Source organism: Rothia sp. LK2588 (assembly GCF_040946465.1).
GTDB lineage: Bacteria > Actinomycetota > Actinomycetes > Actinomycetales > Micrococcaceae > Rothia.
This window is the reverse complement of the sequence record NZ_JAYWLS010000001.1, coordinates 709,141-725,946: the sequence shown is the minus strand read 5'-3', so window position 1 is coordinate 725,946 and position 16,806 is coordinate 709,141. Positions and strand designations below refer to the sequence as shown.

Genomic DNA, 16,806 nt, shown 5'->3' with positions numbered 1-16,806 from the left:
CACTAGGTTTTGACTGATAGGAAACTCGAGGAGAGTAATGGCTGAAAAGCACGTGGAGCTTCTGTCTCCCACCCCGTACCCCAACCACGGCAACACCGTCGCCGCTTGGGTGCTCGTATCGTTGGTCTGCTTGGGCGTGATCGTCGGGGCCGTTGGCTTTTCGATCTTCAGCCAGACCCTGCTCATTCTGGGTCTAGTGATTGTTGTGCTCGGCATCGTCGCCGGTATTGCGATGCGCGCTGCTGGCTTTGGCCAGGGCGGTGCACGCACCAAGTATAAGCATCACTAATACCGTTCTGTGAGACGGCCTCAAGCGCCCCGCTGGTTTCGCGGGGCGCTTCTTTATACTGGTAACGAGATATTCGACGAGGTAAGAAGGTAACGATGCCCACCGTTTTGGATAGCATCATCGAAGGCGTGGTCGAAGATATGCGGCAGCGCCAGGAACAGGTATCCCTGGCTGAGCTTAAAGAGCGTGCGACCGCGCAGCCGCCCGCCATCGACGCTTTCGCCCGTCTCTCCGGTGCCACGGACGACACGGTTCAGCTCATCTGCGAGGTCAAGCGGTCTTCGCCCTCCAAGGGCGAACTGGCGGCCATCGCCGACCCCGCGGAGCTGGCTGCCCGGTACGAATCCGGAGGTGCTACCGCTATCTCCGTGCTGACCGAACAACGTCGCTTCAAAGGTTCACTGGCCGATCTGACCGCCGTGCGCCAGCGAGTATCTATCCCGGTGCTCCGCAAAGACTTCACGGTCGACGAATATCAAATTTGGGAGGCCCGCGCCTATGGGGCAGACCTCGTGTTGCTCATCGTCGCGGCCCTCGATGACGACACGCTCAAGCGTTTTCTCGAGCTGACCCACGAACTCGGTATGAACGCGCTCGTGGAGACCCACACCGTCGAAGAGGTAGAACGCGCTCGCACCGCCGGTGCACGCATCATCGGTGTCAACGTGCGCAACCTGAAGACCCTCGACGTGGACAACTCCCACTTCGCTCGTCTCGCCGAGCACCTGCCCAGCGGCGTCATTATCGTGGCGGAGTCGGGGGTGGCCGGCCCGCAGGACGTCGCCGATTATGCCAGCCACGGTGCGCAGGCAGTGCTCGTGGGCGAGGCGCTGGTGACGTCCGGCGATCCCACCGCCGCGGTGAACTCATTCGCGCAGGCAGGGGGCGCCGCCCGACAGAAATACCTCAGCCGCTCCCAATCTTAGATTTCCCCAACTCATCCCTATCCACGACAAAGGCAGGCATCATGACTGACAACCTGGCAGATAAATTCCTGGGGCAACAGCCCGAATCGCTGAAGAACGCCCCGGGCCCGTACTTCGGTGAGTACGGCGGGCAATGGATGCCTGAGTCGCTCATGGCGGCAATGGAGGAGCTCGAGGAGACCTTCAACAAGGCCAAAGAAGACGAAGAGTTCATGGATGAGTTCCGTCGACTGTCTTCCGAGTACTCCAATCGTCCCTCTCTGTTGACCGAGATTCCTCGTTTTTCTGAACACGCCGGGGGAGTGCGCTTCTTCTTGAAGCGTGAAGACCTCAACCACACCGGATCCCACAAGATCAACAACGTGATCGGGCAGGCCCTGCTGGCGCGCCGCATGGGCAAGACTCGTCTGATTGCCGAGACCGGCGCAGGTCAGCACGGCGTGGCTACTGCTACGGCTGCCGCGCTGTTCGGCATGGAATGCGTGGTCTACATGGGTGAAGAAGACACCAATCGCCAAGCGCTCAACGTGGCCCGCATGCAGTTGTTGGGGGCCAAGGTGATCGCGGTACAAACCGGATCCCGCACTCTCAAAGACGCGATCAACGAGGCATTGCGCGACTGGGTGGCCAACGTCGATACCACCCACTACCTGTTGGGAACCGCCGCCGGCGCCCATCCTTTCCCCGCCATGGTGCGTTTCTTCCACGACGCCATCGGTACCGAGGCCCGGGAGCAGATCCTCGAAGCAACCGGTCGGTTGCCTGACGGCATCGCCGCCTGCGTGGGCGGTGGCTCCAACGCGATCGGTATGTTCCACGCGTTCCTCGACGATAGCAACGTGAAGATCTACGGATTCGAAGCCGGTGGCGACGGCGTGGAGACCGGCCGTCACGCGGCCACCATCAAGTTGGGCCGCCCTGGAATGTTGCACGGCGCCGTGACGTATCTGATGCAGGACGACGACGGGCAGATCATCGAATCCCATTCGATTTCTGCCGGCCTGGATTACCCCGGCGTCGGCCCCGAACACTCCTACCTCAACGACATCGGCCGCGTCAGCTATCAGCCGGTCACCGATACCGAGGCGATGGAGGCGTTGCGTCTGCTCTGCCGCACCGAAGGAATAATCCCGGCGCTGGAGTCTGCTCACGCTCTGGCCGGCGCGCAGCGGGTGGCCCTCGAATGGGCACAAGAAGACCCTGAAGGGGCACGCGAGAAGATTATGATCGTTTGCCTCTCCGGTCGAGGGGACAAAGACATGACCACCGCCCTGAACTGGTTCGGCCTGGGCAAGGCGATCCCGTCGTCCACCCTGTCTACCGGTAATACCGAAGAAACCAACGAACGCGTGCAGGCCGCCGCCGAAGGAGACCAGAAGTAATGACGTACCAAGACAAGATCTCGGGACTCTCACCCTACTCCGTCATCGACAAGAAGTTCCCGCCGCGCAACCCGGATTCCCCGCTGGCGCAACGCCTGCAGCGGTGCCGCGATGAAGGCCGGAGCGCGCTGATCGGTTATCTGCCGGTTGGATACCCCTCGGTGGACGAATCAATTGCCGCCGCTATCGAGCTGGGAAACAACGGTGCCGACATCATTGAGCTCGGCGTGCCCTACTCCGATCCTGTCATGGACGGACCGGTGATTCAGAAGGCGACCGCCGCGGCCATCGAGAATGGTTTCCGCCTGCGTGATACCTTCCGCGCTGTCCGAGAGATCACCGCGGCTACCGACGCCGTCGTGGTGGTGATGACCTATTGGAATCCCATTCTCCGCTACGGTGTGGAGAACTTCGCGCGGGACCTTGCCGAAGCGGGCGGCGCCGGAATGATCACCCCCGACCTCATCCCCGACGAAGCCTCGGCCTGGTTTACAGCCTCCGCGAAATATGGTCTTGACCGCATCTTCCTGGCGGCCATCTCGAGCTCCACCGAGCGTTTAAATCTTGTCTCCCAGGCCTCCTCGGGATTTGTCTACGCTGTCTCGGTCATGGGAGTGACCGGGGCGCGTTCCTCGGTGAATTCCGCCGCGCAGACGTTGGTCGAGAACCTTCGCACTGCGGGTGCCCCGAACGTGTGCGTTGGCCTGGGTGTTTCTCGCCGCGAACACGTCGAAGAAATCGGCGCGTATGCTGACGGCGTGATCGTGGGCACCGCGCTGGTCAAGGCTCTGCAAGACGGTGGGCCGGAGGCTGTGGGCAAGCTGACCGCCGAACTGGCAGGACGCACCGCGTGAGCGCAGCGCTGAGCGCGGGGGTCTCCCAGGGGTTAGTTGTTGCGTCGATCCCTTCGCCGTCGCTGAGCGGTTTCGATGTGGGGCCACTTCGCATCCACTTCTACGCGCTGTGCATTCTGGCTGGTATCGCGATCTGTCTGTGGTTGACCACCCGTCGCTGGGAACGCATGGGGCAAGACCCTGAGGCTGTGTGGGATATCGCCCTGTGGGCTATTCCCTTCGGCCTGGTTGGTGCCCGCGCGTACCACGTCCTGATCACCGACCCCGCGTCCTATTTCGGCCCGGGCGCTGATCCCTGGGGCTGGGCCAAAATCTGGGAGGGTGGCATCGGCATCATGGGTGCCATCACCGTGGGAGCGCTCGGTGCATTTATCGCCTGTCGCCGTCTGGGCGTCTCGCTGACCAGGTTTGCGGACGCCGCGGCCCCGGGGATTCTCATCGCCCAGGCCTGCGGGCGGTGGGGAAACTGGTTCAACCAGGAGCTCTTTGGAAAACCCACCGACCTGCCCTGGGGTCTGGAGATCAGCCAGAATTCGGTGAATTTTCCCTCCCAGTATCCGCCGGGTACACTCTTTCACCCCACATTCCTTTATGAGTCGCTGTGGAACCTGCTGGGGGCCATGGTGTTGCTCTTTGTGGGCCGTCGCTGGGCGCTGAAACTGGGGCAGACCTTCTGGCTGTATGTGCTCTGGTACGGAGTGGGGCGCTTCATGATCGAGATGTTTCTACGCATCGACGCAGCCCAAACTCTCGGAGGGTTGCGCATCCATATCTGGACATCTGGGGCGCTGATCCTCTTGGGCCTGCTGGGATTCCTGATCGCAGGAGCCAGAAAAAGAAAGAGTGTAGCGGTCCGCGAGGGGGAGTAGTCCCCGTCAACCACAGCTCTGTTGCTCGGCCTCGCCGGGGTGACGTTTTCAGTCACCGCCGGCGGGGCCGGGTTTGTTTTATGTGTGAAAGACGTTCACATACTGAGCAAATTTATGTTTCTCATTGAGATTGTGTGCTCTGGTGTGGCAAAACAGAGAACAATGAAATGTTAACCACCCCAACCCCTCGGAGAGGAATCGGTTCTCGATGACAGAATCCCCACATACCGATCGTCTGGACAACGAGAACTCGCGCGAGGCGCCGTCCCCGTTCGAAACCTTCGCCGATCTCCCCGAGCAGACAGGTCTCTACCACCCAGAGAACGAGAAGGACGCCTGTGGTCTGGCGATGATCGCCACCCTGACCGGCGAGGCGCACCACGACATCGTCGATCACGCGCTGGTGGCCTTGCGACGGTTGGAACACCGAGGAGCTGTGGGTGCGGATGAAGGCACCGGAGACGGCGCGGGCATCCTCGTGCAAATACCCGATGAATTCTTCCGCGCGGTCGTAGATTTTGAGCTTCCCGCCGCCGGTAAGTATGCCGTCGGTACCGCTTTTCTGCCCACGGACACCAAAGACGAACAAGAACTCTTGCAGTCGCTCGAAGCGATCGCCCGCGCCGAGGGACTGACCGTCTTGGGTTGGCGCGAGGTGCCGATCGTCCCGGAACTTGTGGGTGCCTCTGCCCGCCGTGTGATGCCGCACTTCATGCAGATGTTCATCACCGAGGCTTCGGTTGCCGAACACGACGCCGTCGCCGCGCCGTTCACCGGGCACATCCCCGTCATCGATTTGGATGAGGACGCCGAACGCCTGCAGCTAGATCAGAAGGCATTCCGCGTACGCAAACGCGCGCAACACAAGTTGGGGGTTTACTTCCCCTCCTTCTCCTCGCGAACCATCGTGTATAAGGGCATGCTGACCACCGCCCAGTTGGAACCGTTTTATCCGGACCTCTCGGACGAGCGATTCGCCACGAAGCTGGCCATCGTGCACTCCCGATTCTCGACCAACACCTTTCCCTCGTGGCCGCTGGCTCAACCCTTCCGCACGATCGCACACAACGGTGAGATCAATACCGTCAAGGGCAATCGCAACTGGATGCGAGCCCGGCAATCACAGCTAAAGTCGCCCCTTCTGGGGCGTAACCCCGAAGAGCTCTTTCCCATCTGTTCGGTAGGAGCCAGCGATTCTCAGTCATTTGACGAAGTGGCCGAGTTGTTGTTGCTCTCGGGACGCTCAGCCCCGCACGTCATGATGATGATGGTGCCCGAGGCCTGGGAAAATCACGAGACCATGGACGAGGACCGGCGGGCATTCTATGCCTACCACGCTACGTTGATGGAACCCTGGGACGGACCTGCGGCTATTGCTTTCACGGATGGTGACCGCGTGGGATCGATCCTGGACCGTAACGGACTGCGCCCGGCCCGTTACTGGGTGACCGACGACGGTTTGGTGGTGCTGGGTTCAGAGGTCGGCATCATCGATGTCGAGGAGGAGCACATCGTGCAGAAGGGCCGGGTCAGCCCCGGCAAGATGTTCTTCGTCGATACTGCCAAAGGCAAGATCATCTCGGATGAACAAATCAAAGCCGAGGTGGCTGCCGCCCGTCCGTGGCGTCAGTGGCTACGGGAGTCCACGACCCAATTGTCCGAACTGCCCGAACGCGAGCATATCCGCTACCCGCGTTCTTCGATGACGCTCCGTCAACAGACCTTCGGCTATACGAGAGAGGAACTCAAAAAGATCCTCGGACCTATGGCCGAAACCGGTGCTGAGCCCATTTACGCAATGGGAACCGACACCCCCATCGCGGTGCTGGCCAACCGGCCACGCCTGCTCTTTGACTACTTCGTCCAGTCCTTCGCGCAGGTCACGAACCCGCCCTTGGATTCCATCCGAGAAGAACTGGTAACCTCTCTGCGCACCTCCATCGGCCCCGAGGGCAACGTGTTGCGCAACGGTCAGGTGCGTACCTCGCAGATCGTGATCGACTTCCCGGTGATCGACAATGATCAGTTGGATAAGATCGCTCACGTCACCGACGAAGACGGCATGGACGTGGCGCTGAAGGTGCGCGGCCTCTACGACCCCTCCGGCGGCGAGGAGGCCTTACGGGCGCGACTGTCAGAAATTTGTGAGAAGGTCTCCGCGGCGGTCAACCGCGGAGTGCACCACATCATCCTCTCGGACCGTCACTCGAACGGTAAATGGGCACCGATCCCGTCGCTTCTGCTGACCGCCGCCGTGCACCACCATCTGCTGCGCTCGGCAACGCGCACCAAGGCGTCCCTGATCGTTGAGGCCGGAGACGTGCGCGAGGTGCACCATGTCGCTTGCCTCATCGGTTACGGCGCTTCGGCAGTGAACCCGTACCTGGCGATGGAGTCCGTCGAGCAGCTGGTGCGCGAGGGCGAGTTGACCGGAGTGACCGAATCCGAGGCCGTGCACAACCTCATCAAGGCGTTGGGCAAGGGCCTGCAGAAGATCATGTCCAAGATGGGCATTTCGACGGTCTCCTCCTACACCGGTGCGCAAACCTTCGAGGCCCTGGGCCTCTCCCAGCGGGTCTGCAACGAATTCTTCACGGGAACCCAGTCCCAGATGGACGGGGTGGGGCTGGACGTCATCGCCGAAGAGGTGCACCTGCGTCACCAACGGGCCTACCCGGACGACGGTGTCTCGGTGCCGCACCGCGAACTGGAGTCCGGCGGTGAGTACGACTGGCGTCGGGACGGCACCCCGCACCTGTTCAACCCGGCCACCATCTTCCGGCTTCAGCACTCGACGAAGACTCGCCGCTATGACATCTTCAAGTCCTACACCAAGCTGGTGGATGACCAGTCGAAGGACCTCATGACCTTGCGCGGGTTGTTGTCTTTCGACAGCGACCGAACCCCGGTCCCGTTGGATGAAGTCGAGCCGGTCTCCAAGATCGTCAAGCGGTTCTCGACGGGCGCGATGTCTTACGGGTCAATCTCCCGTGAGGCCCACGAAACCCTGGCTATCGCGATGAATCAGCTGGGTGCCAAGTCGAACACGGGTGAGGGTGGCGAAGACGTCGATCGCCTGCTTGACCCGCAGCGTCGCTCGGCCATCAAACAGGTGGCTTCTGGCCGGTTCGGCGTAACCAGCCTGTACCTGGCCAACGCCGACGATATCCAGATCAAGATGGCCCAGGGTGCTAAGCCCGGCGAGGGCGGGCAGCTGATGAGCCAAAAGGTTTACCCCTGGGTGGCTCGAACCCGTCATTCGACCCCCGGCGTGACCCTCATTTCGCCACCGCCGCACCACGATATCTACTCCATCGAGGATCTCGCCCAGCTCATCTACGACCTCAAGCGGGCCAATCCCCAAGCACGTATTCACGTGAAGCTGGTTTCGGAGCTGGGGATCGGTACGGTGGCCTCGGGTGTGACGAAGGCCAAGGCGGACGTCGTACTCATCTCGGGGCACGACGGCGGCACCGGTGCGGCCCCGCTCAATTCGCTCAAGCACGCCGGCGCACCGTGGGAGCTCGGACTGGCGGAGGCGCAACAGACCCTATTGCTCAACGGCTTGCGGGATCGTGTGGTTATCCAGGCCGACGGCCAGTTGAAGACCGGTCGTGACGTGGTCATTGCGGCTCTCTTGGGCGCCGAGGAATATGGTTTCGCCACCGCGCCGCTGGTGGTTGAGGGGTGCATCATGATGCGCAAGTGCCACCTGGACACCTGCCCGGTGGGTGTGGCCACCCAGAACCCCACCCTGCGTGAGCGCTTCACGGGTCAGGCCGAGCACGTGGTGAACTTTTTCGAGTTCATCGCGGAAGAGGTCCGTGAGTACCTGGCACAACTGGGTTTCCGTAGCCTGGACGAGGCCATCGGCCACGTCGAGGTTCTAGACTCCTCGCGCGCGATCTCACACTGGAAAGCGGACGGTCTGGATCTGACGAACATGCTCAAACCCATCGGGGGAGTTGATCAGAACACAAGTTTGCGCAATCGTCAGCGGCAGGATCACCAGCTCGAAGCACACTTCGATAACCGGCTCATTGAGCAGGCCGCGGACGCCCTGAACTTCGGACAACGCGTCAGCATCGATGCCTCGGTGGTCAACACCGACCGCGCTGTGGGCACCATGCTGGGGTACCACGTCACCACGAAATACGGTGTTGAGACGCTACCGGATGACATGATCGAGGTGAACTTGACCGGCCACGCAGGCCAATCGCTGGGTGCTTTCATCCCGGCGGGTGTCACCATCCGGCTTACCGGCGACTCCAATGACTACACGGCCAAGGGCCTCTCGGGCGGCCGAGTCATCGTGCGACCCGACGAGTGCGCCGCCTTTGACGCCGAACATAACGTGGTCGCCGGTAACGTCATCGGTTACGGTGCAACCAGCGGAGAGATCTATCTGCGCGGCACCGTGGGAGAACGTTTCTTGGTACGCAACTCCGGGGCGACCGCCGTGGTCGAAGGCATCGGTGATCACGGGTGTGAGTACATGACGGGCGGACGAGCCCTCATCATCGGTGAAACCGGGCGTAACTTCGGCGCCGCGATGTCTGGGGGATACGCCTTTGTACTCGACCTGGATATGAAGCGGGTCAACAAGCAATCCCGAGAATCGGGGGAGCTGACTTTCGTAGAGCTGGGTGCGGACGACCGCGCAGAGGTGCAAGAACTGCTGGAAACCCATCTGCGTGAGACGGGCTCCCAGCGAGCGAAAGAATTACTCGACGACTTCGAGAACAGCAGTAGGCGTTTGACCAAGGTGCTACCTCGCGATTTCGCGAGGGTTCAGCAGATCCGCGGTGAGGCCCACGACGAGGGGCAAGACCCGGACTCAATGCACGTGTGGAACAAGATTGTGGAGGCAACCCGTGGCTGATCCCCGTGGATTTCTCAAAGTAACTCATCGGCAAGACCGCCCCAAGCGACCTGTTTCGGTGCGCATCCTGGATTTCGACGAAGTTCAGGTGGGTCAAAACGAGGCGGTGTTGAAGAACCAGGCCTCCCGGTGTATGGACTGCGGCGTGCCGTTCTGCCACTCCGGTTGCCCGCTGGGCAATCTCATACCCGAATGGAATGATCTGATCTGGCGTGGTCAAACCGCCGAAGCGGTGGTGCGCATGCACGCGACCAATAATTTTCCCGAGTTTACCGGTCGCGTGTGCCCGGCGCCGTGTGAGTCGTCTTGCGTGTTGGGAATCAACCAAGAGCCGGTCACGATTAAGCAGATCGAGTACGCCATTGGTGAGGCCGCGTTCGACGAGAACCTCATCGAACCCATCATGCCCGAGCGCATGTTAGACAAAACGGTGGCCGTCGTGGGGTCGGGTCCGGCGGGTCTGGCCGCCGCCCAGCAACTCACTCAGGCGGGGTTCACCGTGGTGGTCTATGAACGCGACGATCGCATCGGTGGGTTGCTGCGCTACGGCATTCCGGATTTCAAATTCGAGAAGCGGATTCTCGATCGACGGTTAGCCGTGATGGAAGCAGAGGGCACCCGTTTCCGTCCCGGTGTGAACATCGGTGAAGACATCACCTGGAACGATCTCAAGAAGCGTTTTGATGCGGTGATCGTGGCTACCGGAGCCACCGCGCCGCGACCGCTGGACATCCCAGGGGCCGATCTGCACGGTGTGCACTTCGCCATGTCCTATCTCACGGAGTCGAATCGTGTTCAGGCGGGCCTCAAAGATTCCCCGGCTATCGATGCCTCCGGCAAGAACGTGATTGTGCTCGGCGGCGGCGATACCGGATCGGACTGCATCGGCACCGCCGTGCGCCAGGGGGCGGCGTCCATCACGACCTTGGCGATCGGCCAGCAACCGCCGAAGGACCGCGCCGATCACGAACCCTGGCCGATGTTCCCGAAAATCTTCGAGGTGTCGTCTTCCCACGAAGAGGGCGGCGAGCGGCACTATCTAGCCTCGACCGTGGAATTCGTGGGGGAGAACGGTCAGTTGACCGGTTTGAAAGTCGCGGAGACCGAATATCGGGACGACGGCAGCAGGGCTCCGAAGCAGGGGACCGAACGGGTGATTCCCGCCGATATGGTGTTCATGGCCTTGGGCTTTGTGGGGCAAGATTCCAGCTCGATCACTGAGCAACTTGGAGTCGACCTCGACGCCCGCCGCAATGTGGCACGCGATGAGAGTTATATGACGAACGTGCCCGGTGTGTTTTCCTGCGGCGACGCAGGTCGTGGGCAGTCGCTGGTGGTGTGGGCCATCGCCGAAGGACGCGCCTGCGCGGCGGCCACCGAGCGGTACCTGACGGGGAAGACCAACCTTCCGGAACCGGTGGCACCCACCGATCGCGCTATAGATCTTTCGGTGTAAAAAACCATCGGGCGAGAATCTTGCAGGACTCCCGCCCGATGGCGTATTGAGGCGGTGGCGCGAATTATTTAGCGATCAACCGCTTAACCTCGGTGACCAGGGGTGCGATGGCTTGACGATCGCTATAATCCACGGATTGCTTCTCGAAGCTCTCGAGCATCTGGCGATTGGCCGTGTTCTTCTGCGGAATGGCCTTGATAGCCGTACGGATACCCACCATCGCCGCCTTGTGTTTGAAGCTCAACTGGGTGTGGTCGAGGGCCCCGCGGTAGTGGTAGGCGGGGCACCCTTCCGCAAGTTCGCCGAAGTTCTTGGCGACCACCCCGTCGAGTTTTTCTTGGGTTGCGCCGTCCAGGCCGGAGAACGACACCGTGAAGAAGACGCGAGGGGTGTTTCTGAGCGCCGATGCCAGGTCGGTGAGCCGATCAGCGCCGGTTAGCGACCCGCCGTAGTCGCTGGCGCCGATGATGATCGCGTCCGCTGCGGTGACGGACTCCGGTGAGACGGCATCGATGGCGATGGCCTCAGCTGTGATGTCCACGGCGCCTGCCGAAAGGTCCTGAACGATCCATTCGGCATAGCGACGGGTGGAACCGTACTGGGACCCATAGAGGATCACAACGTGCTTGCTCATCATTGACCCCTTTCGTTCCTAGTCTTCGAGGGCCTTCGCGATGTCTTGCACCAGCGGGGCGATATCGTCGCGGTTGGTGAAGTCACCGCCCCCGTTTTCATAGGACTCGATCATCTGTTTGTCGTATTGGTTGGCGTGGGGCTTGAGTTTGTAGGCGGTTTTCACGCCGGCCAATACTGTCTTATGGGTCTTGGTCATCTGCGAGAGATCAAGGCCACCGCGGAAGTGATAGGTGGGGCAACCGCCAGCCACGTCCTCCTTATAAGACTTCATCACGCGCTGGTCGAGGTATTCGCGCGGGTACACGGCGAGACCGTTGAAGCACACGGTGTAGAACATGCGGTGAGTCACGGAGAGTATGGCTTCGCGCTTTTTGCGGAGCGTGGGCGCCCCGGTGAGGAACCCGCCGAGGTAGCTGGCTCCCACTACGAGGACGTCCGCGGAGGCGATGAGCTCGTCGGTGGCCTCGGCGATGGAACTCAGTTTGACCTCGGGGGAGGAGGGCAGGGCACGGACGTCTTCTGCGATCCAGTTTGCATACCGTTCGGTAAAGCCGTAGTTGGAGCCGTAGAGAATGACTACATTGGGGTTGCTCATGATGAAGGTTGACTCCTTGCAGAAGGATTGCTCAATGTGCTCACCACTGTACGCATTGCTCGGTGAGCATTCCAATTAATTATGCTATGACCGCCGACGACGATGGGGAAGCTGGCACCCCACACGGGGATGTGTGTTTTTGTTGGTTAACATTTGTTCAGGTTTTGGATTGGCCAAAACCCCTACGAAAAACACAGAAATTGGCCTATACTAGGGGTAAAGCTGTTGGAATCTGACTGTTAATCTGGATTCGATTGGGCTTGATACATAACCACCCTTCATCCCTGATGTCAGGGACAGTCGGGATTGAGCAGTCGGTACCCCTTCCAGCAGCACCGCTGAACTGACTAAGGTTTGATGCATGAGACGCGCTAAAATTGTTTGTACTATCGGCCCGGCTATCTCGTCTCCCGAGAAGATCGCGGAGGCCATCGAAGCGGGCATGAACGTTGCTCGTTTGAATATGAGCCACGGAGATCACGACGTCCACTCGCAGTCGTACACCAACATTCGCGAGCAGAGCAAGAACCTCGGCCGCAACGTAGCAATCTTGGCCGACTTGCAGGGCCCTAAGATTCGCCTCGAAACGTTCAAGAACGGCTCCGAGGTGCTAAGCCCCGGTGACACTTTCACCATTACTACCCGCGACGTCGAAGGTACCCAAGAGATCTGTGGCACCACCTTCAAGAACATGCCCGGTGATGTGAAGGAGGGTGACACTCTCCTCATTGATGATGGTAAGATCCGTCTCGAAGCAATCTCCGTGACTGACACCGATATCACCACGCGCGTGGTGGTCGGCGGTCCGGTCTCGGATCACAAGGGCATCAACCTGCCCGGCGTGGCGGTCTCCATCCCGGCTCTCACTGAAAAGGACGAGCGCGACCTGCGCTTCGCCTTGAACCTAGGCGTCGACATCATTGCGCTGTCCTTCGTGCGCTCCGGCGAAGACATCCTGCGCGTTCACGAGATCATGGAAGAAGAGGGCATTCACCTGCCCGTTATCGCCAAGGTCGAGAAGCCGCAGGCCGTGGAAAACCTGCAAGACATCGTCGACAAGTTCGACGGCATCATGGTGGCCCGTGGTGACCTGGGCGTGGAGTTCCCCCTCGAGGAAGTTCCGCTGGTGCAGAAACGAGCCATTGAACTCGCTCGTCGCTGGGCCAAGCCCGTGATCGTGGCGACCCAGGTGCTCGAGACCATGATCAACAACCCCACCCCGACCCGCGCCGAGGCCTCGGACTGCGCTAACGCTATCCTCGATGGTGCTGACGCCGTGATGCTCTCCGGTGAAACCTCGGTGGGTAAGTACCCGATCATCACGATCCAGACCATGGCTCGCATCGTGAAGTCCACCGAGGAGCGCGGCCTGTACCGCGTCGCTCCGCTGGGAACCACTCCGAAGACCCGCGGTGGCGCCATCACCCGTGCTGCTGTGGCCATCTCGGAACAGCTCAACGTCGACTACATCACCGCCTTCACCCAGTCCGGTGACACCGTGCGACGTCTGGCCCGACTGCGTCCTTCCAAGCCCGTTATCGCCTTCACTCCGGACCCGAAGGTGCGCGCGTTCTTGGCACTGCTTTGGGGTGTGCAGACCGTACAGACTGAGTTTGCTGCATCGACCGATGAGATGACCGGTCTGGTCGATAAGTTCTTGCTGACCCGTGGCATCGCCCAGCCCAACGACCTGATCGTGATGGCGGCCGGTTCGCCTCCGGGCGTGGCAGGATCCACCAACCTCCTCAAGGTTCACCGCGTGGGAGACTTGGACGACGCCGGTGCGGTGTTGCCCGAAGAGCGCGAAAAGCTCGGCCCGTGGCGCGACGGCCTGGACGAAGTCTAAGCCCTCTCAAGTCGGCGGGGTATGACCCGCCTTGACCTCGATGAGGCTCCCGACCCTGGCACAGTCCTGGGCCGGGAGCCTCCGGCCTTTAAGGCTGATTTTTATCTGTGGCTCCAGCGGTGTATACTAGACAAAGTGTTTTCACGCTTGAGCGGTTAAATCCGTTGGCGTCAAAACTAGCCCAAGTGGCGGAATTGGCAGACGCGCCGCACTCAAAATGCGGTTCTTAGGAGTGTGGGTTCGAGTCCCACCTTGGGCACAAAAAAGCCCCTGACTAGATGAAACAAAACTAGTCAGGGGCTATACTTTTACCCCCACAAAACCCACCTGCACACCTCCTTGCACACCTCCTGCACCACTTAAACAAAAAAGGCGCCCCTCCCACCCACCAAAAAGCGGATGAAAGGGGCAACCAACTAATCTACACGACCAACGTGCGGGCCTCACTCACTCCGCACGCCAGGATCCAACACATCAGCACCCGACGCGCCCGAAACCGGTGCTATCGGTGAAGGTCGCCAATCAGCCACCCTCTTAGCAACCTTCGACGCCACCTCATCAACAGACGGCACTTGAGCAGTCGGGGCAACCTGCGCGACCTCTTGGGCGACCTCAACAGCCGAAGGTACCTCCACCACCGGGGAAGCCTCCACCACCTTGTCAGCAACTTCAGCAGCCGAAGGGATCCGCGCCTGCACACGAGTAGCGACCTCATTGGCCAACGCACTCGAATGGGTATTCATCGCCGCGATAGGGAACCCCAAAGCGGCACCGGCGAAAGCGACCCACAACGGGGCCTTATCGGCGGTCACGATACCGTAGGCGACTAGCAACGGGATACCGGCGGCGGCCACCACATACCCCCACCGACGCACACCAGCCCAATCCACCTTTTTCATCACTTACCCCCGTCCAACTTGTCCAGGCGGGCCAGGATCTCCGATTGGTTCTTCTCCACCCGGGCCAGGGCCTGGATGATAGCGGTCGCCGAGTTGAACAGGCGCTTGAAGTTATCCGCCAGGTAGGACACCTCAAGGCCGAGGGAGGTGGTCTCACCCTTCGGCTGCGTCACGCCCTGCTTCAAAATCTTCTGGTTGAAAACCTCCAAGCGGATGTTGCTGATGCCCTCCATCAGCCGCTGGAAGTTCTTCGGCAGCCAACCGACCTCAGTACGGGTCGTGGTCCACCCACCGGTCAGCTGGTTCTTGATCTTCTCATCCAACATTGCTGTGTTCTCGCTTTCTGTGCTTGCTACCTGCGCCGGGGTGTTCCCGGTCAGGATGTCGTTGATCTCGTTACGGAAAGTGTCCATGTTCCAGTACGCGGGGTCGATCTTCCCCTCATAGCTGTATTCCTTATGCCCTACCTGGTAGTAGATCCCGCCGCCGGAATACGCCTCATCCAGGGCGGCTCCCAGGTAGGGGGCTACGCGGCGCTGGGCCTCGGTCCAGTCGTCATAGGTCCCGGCGGATTCCATCTCGATACCAATCAGGTAGTAGTTGCCCATGTTCTCGTAGGCACCGTCGATAGAACCGCGACCGGCATGATTGGCCTGCCCTGCTGCCACTACGTACACCTCGCCTCCACGCCCGAAGACGATGTTCGCCAGGGGGCCGGGGAGATCGGAGCGGCCGTTCATGCACATGCTCAGGGTGGGGGCGCCGCTGGTCATGGTTGAGACGGAGGCGGTGGCGGTGTGGTGCCAGAGCACCCCGACGTTGCCGGCCATGCCGTTGCTGTCCCAGGTGCGGTTTTTCCACCCGTCGGTTTCGATGACGGTGAGTTTGGACCCGTCGGGGGCTGTGTAGGCGCGGAGGTTGTCCACAAGGTCGGTGAGGTACAAGGGTTTCTCCTCTGATGGTTAGGGCCCCGGCCAGGTGTGGCCCGGGGTAAAAGAAAAGAGGGCCTCTCAGCCCTCGGTGTTTTCGCGGTGATCTTCGAGATCACACTCGATCTTCATCACGCGTTGCTCCAGCCCCGCCTTCTGCCGGATGTGATCGTTAAGTTCCTGCCGTACCGCCCGGGTTTCCTCACGGTCAGCGATCAGGGTCTTGTTGATGTTCCCTAGCTCCGCGTCCGTTCGCTCCTGGTACCTCACCATCGTGTGAGTGACCTGATCCAATCTCTTCAAGACTTCGGTGTGCTTGGCGTCCAAGTCGTCACGGAGGTTAGGGTTAGGGGCCCCGGCGTGGTTGTTCTCGGTGTGAGCCCGGGCGACAGCTGAGTTTTCTGCTGCGCGGTTGGCGCTGGCGAGGATCACGTCGATCTTTGGTTTGAGGAAGACCCGGTATGCGGTGGTGACTGCGACGATTACGACAACCGCGCAGACGGCCACGTCGATGGTCATGTCTAGCCAGACAACGCCGGTTCTGGAGTAGTCCAGCGGGGATCCGTTGGGGATGAGAACAGGCGTGGGCTTGGGGGTTGGAGGAATACTTTCCATGCTCTCTCGTCCATTGTTTTAGAAGTTTTAGGCTTTAGCGTAGAGGGACGCTACAGTATCCGGTGTCCAATGAGCGGCTGAGGTGTGAGCCTGGATCACCTTGTATACGGTGCCCTGGTAGGAGAGCTGGTCACCGACCTGGTAGGAATGCCCGTTCGGGTCCCACGCGGGGACGGTCTCAGCCTTCGGTGCCTCAGCCAGCTGGAAACCCATGGGGTAGTCTTCAGGCGATACCGACAGGAAAGCACCAGAGACATTCACGTACTCCTTGCCGCCATGGACGATCTTCTCACCGGGGCCAACAACAGACCCAGGTGCGAACTCCTTAGCCGGTTCAGACTTGACCGCCTCAGCGTACTGCTCAGCGATCTTCTCCTGCTGCTCTTTAGCGGTCTCGATGATGCGCCGACGCTGGTACTCGGACTCGATAGCGCGGGAAAGCTCCACCAGCTCGTCAGTGGTATAGGTGGTCAGGTCAATAGCAGTAGCCATTTAGGACTCCTTCTCGGTGGTGTTGGCCAGCTTGATGTCACCGGCCAGGATCCGGGCATCCAAGAGAGCATCACGTAACTGGTTGACTTCTTGGGTGAGGTAGGCGACCTTCGCCTCTAGCTGTTCTTGATTCATG

The 16,806-nt window shown here is 60.5% G+C and carries 15 protein-coding genes and 1 tRNA gene; 9 read left to right on the top strand and 7 right to left on the bottom strand.

Annotated elements, in window-relative coordinates:
• Positions 1–37 precede the first annotated feature (37 nt).
• The 7 genes from VVR12_RS03455 to VVR12_RS03425 all read left to right on the top strand — a co-directional run bounded on the left by VVR12_RS03455 (position 38) and on the right by VVR12_RS03425 (position 10,658).
• Positions 38–289, top strand: a complete 252-nt coding sequence (locus VVR12_RS03455) for an HGxxPAAW family protein (RefSeq protein ID WP_368549726.1) — start codon at positions 38–40, stop codon at positions 287–289.
• 95 nt (positions 290–384) lie between these two features.
• Positions 385–1,215, top strand: a complete 831-nt coding sequence (gene trpC, locus VVR12_RS03450; protein WP_368549725.1) for an indole-3-glycerol phosphate synthase TrpC — start codon at positions 385–387, stop codon at positions 1,213–1,215.
• Positions 1,216–1,256: 41 nt separating this feature from the next.
• Positions 1,257–2,597, top strand: a complete 1,341-nt coding sequence (trpB, locus tag VVR12_RS03445) for a tryptophan synthase subunit beta (protein ID WP_368549724.1) — start codon at positions 1,257–1,259, stop codon at positions 2,595–2,597.
• Entirely contained in the window at positions 2,597–3,451 is an 855-nt protein-coding gene (trpA, locus tag VVR12_RS03440; protein WP_368549723.1) for a tryptophan synthase subunit alpha, read from the top strand. The genes trpB and trpA overlap by 1 nt, the downstream gene beginning before the upstream one ends.
• Positions 3,448–4,320 carry a prolipoprotein diacylglyceryl transferase gene (lgt, locus tag VVR12_RS03435; RefSeq protein WP_368549722.1) on the top strand — a complete coding sequence of 291 codons (873 nt, stop codon included), beginning with the start codon at positions 3,448–3,450 and terminating at the stop codon, positions 4,318–4,320. Before trpA ends, lgt begins: the two co-directional genes overlap by 4 nt.
• A gap of 208 nt (positions 4,321–4,528) precedes the next feature.
• Positions 4,529–9,202 (top strand): glutamate synthase large subunit, encoded by a 4,674-nt coding sequence (gene gltB / locus VVR12_RS03430; protein ID WP_368549720.1) that lies wholly within the window; start codon positions 4,529–4,531, stop codon positions 9,200–9,202.
• Positions 9,195–10,658: a glutamate synthase subunit beta gene (locus VVR12_RS03425; protein ID WP_368549719.1), complete on the top strand. Its 1,464-nt coding sequence runs from the start codon at positions 9,195–9,197 to the stop codon at positions 10,656–10,658. The genes gltB and VVR12_RS03425 overlap by 8 nt, the downstream gene beginning before the upstream one ends.
• 64 nt (positions 10,659–10,722) lie before the next feature.
• Here the strand turns inward: VVR12_RS03425 and VVR12_RS03420 are convergent, their stop codons facing one another.
• On the bottom strand, positions 10,723–11,292 hold the full coding sequence (locus VVR12_RS03420; RefSeq protein WP_368549717.1) for a flavodoxin domain-containing protein: 570 nt from the start codon (positions 11,290–11,292) through the stop codon (positions 10,723–10,725).
• A gap of 18 nt (positions 11,293–11,310) precedes the next feature.
• Positions 11,311–11,889: a flavodoxin domain-containing protein gene (locus tag VVR12_RS03415; protein ID WP_368549716.1), complete on the bottom strand. Its 579-nt coding sequence runs from the start codon at positions 11,887–11,889 to the stop codon at positions 11,311–11,313.
• 361 nt (positions 11,890–12,250) lie between these two features.
• Between VVR12_RS03415 and pyk the strand changes: the two genes are divergently transcribed.
• Together pyk and VVR12_RS03405 are read left to right on the top strand one after the other, a co-directional pair.
• Entirely contained in the window at positions 12,251–13,735 is a 1,485-nt protein-coding gene (pyk, locus tag VVR12_RS03410) for a pyruvate kinase (protein ID WP_368549715.1), read from the top strand.
• 179 nt (positions 13,736–13,914) lie between these two features.
• Positions 13,915–13,994 (top strand) — tRNA-Leu (locus tag VVR12_RS03405).
• A gap of 184 nt (positions 13,995–14,178) precedes the next feature.
• On the opposite strand, the gene VVR12_RS03400 is transcribed toward VVR12_RS03405, so the two are convergent.
• From VVR12_RS03400 to VVR12_RS03380, 5 genes are all read right to left on the bottom strand, one after another.
• Positions 14,179–14,634: a hypothetical protein gene (locus VVR12_RS03400; protein ID WP_368549714.1), complete on the bottom strand. Its 456-nt coding sequence runs from the start codon at positions 14,632–14,634 to the stop codon at positions 14,179–14,181.
• Positions 14,634–15,578 carry an N-acetylmuramoyl-L-alanine amidase gene (locus VVR12_RS03395; protein WP_368549712.1) on the bottom strand — a complete coding sequence of 315 codons (945 nt, stop codon included), beginning with the start codon at positions 15,576–15,578 and terminating at the stop codon, positions 14,634–14,636. The genes VVR12_RS03400 and VVR12_RS03395 overlap by 1 nt, the downstream gene beginning before the upstream one ends.
• 66 nt (positions 15,579–15,644) lie before the next feature.
• On the bottom strand, positions 15,645–16,178 hold the full coding sequence (locus VVR12_RS03390) for a hypothetical protein (protein ID WP_368549711.1): 534 nt from the start codon (positions 16,176–16,178) through the stop codon (positions 15,645–15,647).
• 27 nt (positions 16,179–16,205) lie between these two features.
• On the bottom strand, positions 16,206–16,670 hold the full coding sequence (locus tag VVR12_RS03385) for a carbohydrate-binding protein (protein ID WP_368549710.1): 465 nt from the start codon (positions 16,668–16,670) through the stop codon (positions 16,206–16,208).
• The gene (locus tag VVR12_RS03380) at positions 16,671–16,805 is read right to left on the bottom strand and encodes a hypothetical protein (RefSeq protein WP_368549709.1); all 135 of its coding nucleotides are present in this window, start codon (positions 16,803–16,805) and stop codon (positions 16,671–16,673) included.
• Position 16,806: the final 1 nt, after the last annotated feature.

What these genes read in the sequence shown, in the direction of transcription:
- VVR12_RS03385 (WP_368549710.1), bottom strand. Translation starts at nt 16,670, where the DNA reads ATGGCTACTGCTATTGACCTGACCACCTATACCACTGACGAGCTGGTG.
- trpB (WP_368549724.1), top strand. Translation starts at nt 1,257, where the DNA reads ATGACTGACAACCTGGCAGATAAATTCCTGGGGCAACAGCCCGAATCG.
- VVR12_RS03455 (WP_368549726.1), top strand. Translation starts at nt 38, where the DNA reads ATGGCTGAAAAGCACGTGGAGCTTCTGTCTCCCACCCCGTACCCCAAC.
- gltB (WP_368549720.1), top strand. Translation starts at nt 4,529, where the DNA reads ATGACAGAATCCCCACATACCGATCGTCTGGACAACGAGAACTCGCGC.
- pyk (WP_368549715.1), top strand. Translation starts at nt 12,251, where the DNA reads ATGAGACGCGCTAAAATTGTTTGTACTATCGGCCCGGCTATCTCGTCT.
- VVR12_RS03400 (WP_368549714.1), bottom strand. Translation starts at nt 14,634, where the DNA reads ATGAAAAAGGTGGATTGGGCTGGTGTGCGTCGGTGGGGGTATGTGGTG.
- VVR12_RS03380 (WP_368549709.1), bottom strand. Translation starts at nt 16,805, where the DNA reads ATGAATCAAGAACAGCTAGAGGCGAAGGTCGCCTACCTCACCCAAGAA.
- VVR12_RS03390 (WP_368549711.1), bottom strand. Translation starts at nt 16,178, where the DNA reads ATGGAAAGTATTCCTCCAACCCCCAAGCCCACGCCTGTTCTCATCCCC.
- VVR12_RS03415 (WP_368549716.1), bottom strand. Translation starts at nt 11,889, where the DNA reads ATGAGCAACCCCAATGTAGTCATTCTCTACGGCTCCAACTACGGCTTT.
- trpC (WP_368549725.1), top strand. Translation starts at nt 385, where the DNA reads ATGCCCACCGTTTTGGATAGCATCATCGAAGGCGTGGTCGAAGATATG.
- trpA (WP_368549723.1), top strand. Translation starts at nt 2,597, where the DNA reads ATGACGTACCAAGACAAGATCTCGGGACTCTCACCCTACTCCGTCATC.
- VVR12_RS03420 (WP_368549717.1), bottom strand. Translation starts at nt 11,292, where the DNA reads ATGAGCAAGCACGTTGTGATCCTCTATGGGTCCCAGTACGGTTCCACC.